This is a genomic window from Polaribacter sp. IC073 (assembly GCF_007997075.1).
In the GTDB taxonomy this organism is placed as follows: Bacteria; Bacteroidota; Bacteroidia; order Flavobacteriales; family Flavobacteriaceae; genus Polaribacter.
In genome coordinates, this window is record NZ_VORS01000002.1 from 520,890 (window position 1) to 527,210 (window position 6,321).

4 protein-coding genes and 1 pseudogene are annotated in these 6,321 nt (G+C 30.6%); all 5 read right to left on the reverse strand.

The annotated features are described in order from the left end of the window. Positions 1 to 2: 2 nt before the first annotated feature. The gene (locus ES045_RS05165) at positions 3 to 1,376 is read right to left on the reverse strand and encodes an HTTM domain-containing protein (protein WP_147113394.1); all 1,374 of its coding nucleotides are present in this window, start codon (positions 1,374 to 1,376) and stop codon (positions 3 to 5) included. 68 nt (positions 1,377 to 1,444) lie between these two features. After that, entirely contained in the window at positions 1,445 to 2,545 is a 1,101-nt protein-coding gene (locus ES045_RS05170) for an imelysin family protein (protein ID WP_147113396.1), read from the reverse strand. An 89-nt stretch (positions 2,546 to 2,634) separates the two neighbouring features. Then, positions 2,635 to 3,816 carry a DUF4856 domain-containing protein gene (locus ES045_RS05175; RefSeq protein ID WP_147113398.1) on the reverse strand — a complete coding sequence of 394 codons (1,182 nt, stop codon included), beginning with the start codon at positions 3,814 to 3,816 and terminating at the stop codon, positions 2,635 to 2,637. Between the two features lie 136 nt (positions 3,817 to 3,952). Further along, the gene (locus ES045_RS05180) at positions 3,953 to 5,476 is read right to left on the reverse strand and encodes a bifunctional metallophosphatase/5'-nucleotidase (RefSeq protein ID WP_147113401.1); all 1,524 of its coding nucleotides are present in this window, start codon (positions 5,474 to 5,476) and stop codon (positions 3,953 to 3,955) included. Positions 5,477 to 5,593: 117 nt separating this feature from the next. Then, positions 5,594 to 6,321 (reverse strand): annotated as a pseudogene (locus ES045_RS05185) (CHRD domain-containing protein); the annotation flags it as partial.

Here is a 6,321-nt window from a genome sequence, read left to right on the forward strand (position 1 = left end):
ATTTATATTCCTTTAATTTTTATTTCTGATGAAAATGGTCGTATCCATTTCTTATGCTTAAAAGATGCTTTTTGTTGATATAAATCTACTTTTTTATCAATAAATTGAGTACTTAATCTTCCATTTAAAGCGACATAACTGTCTGCAAAAACACCAACATTTTTATGCCCTTGTTTTCTAAAATGATCGCCTAAAAAATGTGCGTATTCTAATATAAAATCTGGTTGATAACTCATTTGTTTTTCTTGAAATGAGGTTAAAAAATCGGCATTATTTACCCTAAAATAAGTACCTGATTCTAAATCTACTATTTTAAAATTAGTACTTCCAGCTTTTTCCATTAGCATCACTCTCCATGAAAAACGATAGCCTTCTTCTGTCCAAAATAATTCTCCTGGATACAATAAATATCGCAAAGGAAGCAAAATCTGAATCGCAAAAAACACACCAAATAAAGCTAAAAGTACTTTTCTTTTCATATTCGAAAAATGGAAATCATTTACTAATACAAGTGTATTTTTCGTTTTTAAAATGTATTTTTTTATGAAGTTTATAATTTGATGATGCAATTTCGCATCAAAGAAAATAAGTGCAGAAACAATCATAATAAAAGGAAACATGCCTATTGGAAACAAAACTCTAGTAAATACATGAAAGAAAACTACAAATAGAAAGGCTACAAAGCGTGTTCTTTTGTACAATAATAAAAAAGGAATTGCTAAATCATACAACATACCAGACCAACTCATGGCAAAGTGAAACCAGTTTTGTTGCATTAAATTTTCTCCAATAAAAGGCAAATCATATTTAGATGGCAACCAAATTTTTAAAGGCATTGCTCTAAATAACCAATCTGAATTTAATTTTGCCAAACCTGCATAAAAATAAACAATTACTAATAGCAGCTTAATACTATCGATACTCCATTTTGGTATGTGTTTGTATTGTTTTTTTCTGATAAAAGCATCTGCCGAAAAATAAGCATTAGCGGGTAGAAAAATAAGTAAGAAACTAAGAATTGTTATAAAATAATAGTGATTTAAATACGTGGTTTTGTCTAATAATTCTATATATAAAAATGATAGAAAAAAAGTAATTATTGCAATTCTGTATTTATAACCAAAAGCGACAAAAAGTGCCGACAAACCACAAATAACAAAAAGTGCATATGTATAATTACCCAGAGATTGTATCCAACCAAAGCCAAAGTAAGAGAAATGAAACGTTGGTTCTAAGTAGAGTTTTTTGATCCAACCATTTGCCCAAAAACGAATGATGCTTGCAAACATCATCAACCCAAAAAACAAACGAAATATTGCCAAAGGAGCACTACTTGTTTGTTCTTTAAAATTATATTTGAATCTTTTGTTCAACATAAAAAAACCTGATTTTCTTTGATTACTCAATAGAAAATCAGGTATTTATTTAGTTTAAATTATTTTGATTAATCTCCATCAGCATCCACATAATCTACATTAATATTAAAAGCTTGTAACATGTCTACTTTTAATAAAACTACTGCTTTTTGCAATTCGTCATAAGACTTTGTCATTGCAGTATTGTCTGTATTTACTTGTATAGAAAAACTGTTGTTTAGTGTATTAATTTCAACTTTTGCAACATCAAACTGATTGGAAATACTTGTTGCAATATCTACTCTATTCAACTTTATTAGATAATCTTTAAAACCAATACCTACTGTTGAAGTCGTATAATATTTTCCTTCAAACAATCCTTTCACAGCAATTAAAGCCTCTAGGGCTAATTCTTTAGAAATATCATTTTTATAGAATCCTTCTACTTTTTCTGGTAATATTGTTGATGAAAAAACACTAGCAGGAATACCAATCTTGGTAGCTCTTAATCCTTTTTCGTAGTAAAAAATATAATCGTTTATTAATTGATTTACAACACTTGTCGCATTATTTCCTGTGCTTGTTATAAAGGTATTTCTTTGTGTTTTAAAATCTGAAACTACATTTATAGTCAATGTATTCATTTGGTTCAAAACATCTGTAATGTATTTCTTATAATTAACCTTATTTGTATCCGTTGTATACTTTTCTAAAATACTAGCATCTGATTCTGCAACACCATATAATAAATAGTCTAATGCAGGAAAACCTTGGGCATCGTGGTTATTAACGCTATTTAAGTCATAACTTCCATTGGCAATATTGTCTTCAACATCTTTTACTGTTAACGGATAAATATTCATATAAAATGAAAACTGAATTTCTTCTGCTTTCCCAATATTAAACATTTCAATGTGCTGCCAAGTTTTGTACGTAGTTAACCAAGAAGTTCTTAAAGCTTCTAAATTTGTCTGATTAGGAGTTGCAGTAAACGTTTCTCCTGCAGTTTTTAAAGCACTCATTTTAGCACTAAAATCTTCGTAAGCAGGTATTATAATATTATCTGCAATGTTCACCAACATTGCACTTCTATCAAAACTATCTGTTACAACGGGCTCTCCTCCATCAGATGAAGAACACGCATACATTGTAGTTATTGAGATAAAAAGGAGTAAAAATCTTTTAAACATGTTATTTCTATTTATTCTAAATAAAGATACAAAAATAACAAAAAGCAATCAGTTAAGATTACTTTTTGTTAAATAATTACCTTCTTGTTTTATATTCCTGCTTGTGTTGTTGTAAAGCTAAATTTTGCTGCAATTGCATTAGAAACTTCATCTAAGGTAGTGTCTGTAACATCCCAAAAACCATTCCCATCTTGTAAAGTGGTCATAAAACCATCTACTTCTGCTTTTGTAAAATAAGACTCTGTAGAATTAGGCTTTCTTGTAAATTGTAAACTATATACAAAACCTAAAGCTTCAGATAGTGCATGAAAAGCAGCTGCTTTGTCTGTAGTTAATTTTAGTTTACCACTTTGTAAATAGTGAATTCCTCTAACTGCAATCACCGTAGAAATTTTTTCTTTTAAAATTGCTGCTTGCGCATCTCTAGTATTGTAATCTTTTTCTATAATTGCAGCTCTACCTAATTTAAAAGCATTGTATATCGCCACATCGATGCCTGCAAAATTTGGATTTGTATTTACTTGACCTAAATATTCATTTAAGAATTTATCTGCTTCATAAGTTGGTGCACTTATATCTGCTTCATTACCGTATAAATAACCAAAAGCTTCATCCCACTTATGTTCCATAGAAGTGTAATTTTTACCAGGTAATAAAACATCTCCATTGTTATCTACAATATTAGTTCCTGCATCTAAAACAGCAGTACTCAAATAATTATTAAGAATTTGATCTACCATTACAGCTCCAATTAAACCTTTGGCAATTAATTGGTTGTATTCTACCCCTTTTTCATTTACATATCTAACAGAACCACCACCAGCTTGTTGTATTTGTCCTGCAACTCCTGCAGATGCTGCTGTATCCCAATTAGGAAAAACATCATTTACTTGAGCAGCTATCCAAGAATTAAACTGATTTTTAATTGCAGTAGCATCTGTTGTATTTGCAGAATAAAAATCGGTTGATGCTGCTGTTTTGCTTCTAATATTTTTAGAAGACGTATTTAATGCTTCTTCAAAAAAATTATTTTCTCCTTCAGAATGTGCAAATTTAGCGTTTAAAGTAGCAACTGTTTCAGTTGTAGCTCTTAAGGCAGAAACAAATTCTGCTCCCATTTTAATTCTTGTTGTTTGTCCGTTAAAACTTACAGAAGAACTTTCGTTTCTTTCAAATTTATAAGTTGTTGGGGCCACTGTATTAACTATATCGTTATTGCTGCATGAAATCACAGAGGCGGCAAAAGCTAGTGTTAAAAGTACTTTTTTCATTTTATTTAGATTAGTTTTAAATAGTGTTTGATATTTTGTGCAAATATACTATTCATAACCACTTTTACAAAGCTTATTTAGAATAAATTAAAATAATAATTAATAAAAAATATAACTACTTAATAATGAGTGCTTTTTATTTAGATTTTAAATAAGCCACTACTGCTTTTCTTATATCATTTGCCAACTCAGTTTCTTTTGGCGTGTAAATAGAAAAAACTTCAGTGCTTTTATCTGATAAAAAAGGAATATCAAATCCTTTTAATAAGTAATCAGAAAAAGCAATTGTGTACGTTTTATCACTATCTAATGGTTTTTGAGCAATAAACCAATTTTTTCCTTTTTGTTGAATTTGATATCGCTGCAAATAAGCGCCAGTTCCTGCAGCTAATTGTCCGTAATCTAACACACGTTTTAACAACCTTCCTTTAATTTCAACTTTTAAAATAGCACCACCATAAGGCAACACTCTAAAAATATCTACTGCTGTTACATTCCCTATTAATTGATCATCAATTCTAATAGAACCGCCATTAACAAGAGCCGCATCTATTTCATCATCATAAGCAAATGACATTGCTTTGGCAATGACTGTGCCTAAATTACTTTGTGTACTTCTAACAGTGACGTCTCTACCGTCTAAGGGAATTGCTGTCTTATAAATAATTTCTGAAGGATTTTTAATGATATCGTTAATTTTAGCATTTAAAATATTTTGCCATTTATTTACAATTTTCCCAACTTTTTCATCTTCTCTTATACTGGTATTAATTTCTTTTAATTCTGATTTAACTACCGTCTTTTTAGTTTTTTTGTCATAAGAAACTCTATGAATATAAACGGTCTTCGCATTTGCATCTGCTTTAGATATTTGAACATTCCCTATAAAATTATTGCTATTTGTATGTTCATGTCCGCCCATAATTAATGGCAATTCGGGAATCAGTTTTGCAATTCTTTTATCATTTGCTAGTTTTACATGCGTAAGACCAAAAACAACATCTACTTTATCTTTTAAAGATGCGTAAGAAGCTCTTGCCTTTACAAACATATTGCTATATTCTAAATGTTCTTGAGGGTTGGACGGAATACAAACACTTATAAAGCCTATTTTTACTTTTGTACCATCTTTATCTATAAACTCTTTTATAAAGGTTTCATGGACTTCTTTTTTTACGCCATTTACTTCTTTGTAAAAAGGAATGGAACCTTCTTTTGTTTTTAGTTTTACGTTGGCAGAAATCCAAGGAAAAGTACTTTCATTCAATCTTTTTTGAAGGTCTTTTGGAGAAATATCAAACTCATGATTACCAAAAGCGACCAAGTCAAAATGCATCGCATTCATTACTTCTACCATTTGTTTTCCTCGAACACGTTCTCCATCAACTTTTAGGGTTCCTATTAATGACGGATTCAGAAAATCTCCCGCCATAAAAAGCATGGTATTTTTATTTTCTTTTAACAAGTCTTTGTGCACTTTTGCCACTCTTGCCATTCCACCAAATTCTCCTCCTTGAATGGGTGCAATTTCATAGACGTCATTTAATTGTAGAAAAGTAAAATCTATTTTTCCATCATCTTTTTTAGTTTCTTTTACTGATGAACAAGAAATTAGAATACTTATCGATAAAAAATAGAAAAGTGCTTTTGTGAATTTCATTTTTGTTAATTTTAGCTTTATCTTGAACTTATCTTTAGTGAAGTCAAAAGTAATCACATAAAATAAGAAAACCCATCAAAACGTGATGGGTTTTACATTTCTTAGGGGCAAACTTAATTATTCATTAGAACCTATATTACCTTGCGCAACTATTGTACCTAATTGAGATGCACTAAGGTGAACATTTATATAACCGTTATAAGTTAATATTTCATCATAAGTAATTGTAGTATTATTATCTAAAGACGCTACTTGTGTGCTACTTATACCTGTATCTCCGTCAACAGCATTAAATGTAAATGCAATTGCTCCACCAGTTGCTGCATCATTTTCATGAATGTGTGCTGGGTGTTCTCCTCCGTTTGGAGTATTTTCAATCTCTAAAACAGCCAATGCAGAACCATTTACTCTTTTGTAAAATGTAGCTATTCCTGAAATAGTAATTACGTCTTTTTCAGTCAATGTATATACTTTTGAATCTCCTGTTAAATCATTCTGACCGATATCTCCTTGCGCTACAATCGTTCCTAAATCATCTGAACTTAAATGCACATTTACATAACCATCAATCCCATTAATATCAGCGTACATAAAAGCAGTGCCATCGTTAAAAACGGCCAAATTGGTAGCGCTCATTCCTGTATCTCCATTAATTGGTGTAAAAGAAAACAAGATTCCTCCTCCTTCTGCAGCTGTGTTTGCATGAATGTGTGCTGGATGTTCTCCTCCCGATGGTGTTCCGCTTAACATTATTTCTGCCAAAGCTTCTCCATTTATTCTTTCAGAAAAAGTAACGTTTCCTGAAATTCCAGCAACTGCTTTTTCTCCTAAATCATAGGTTTTTG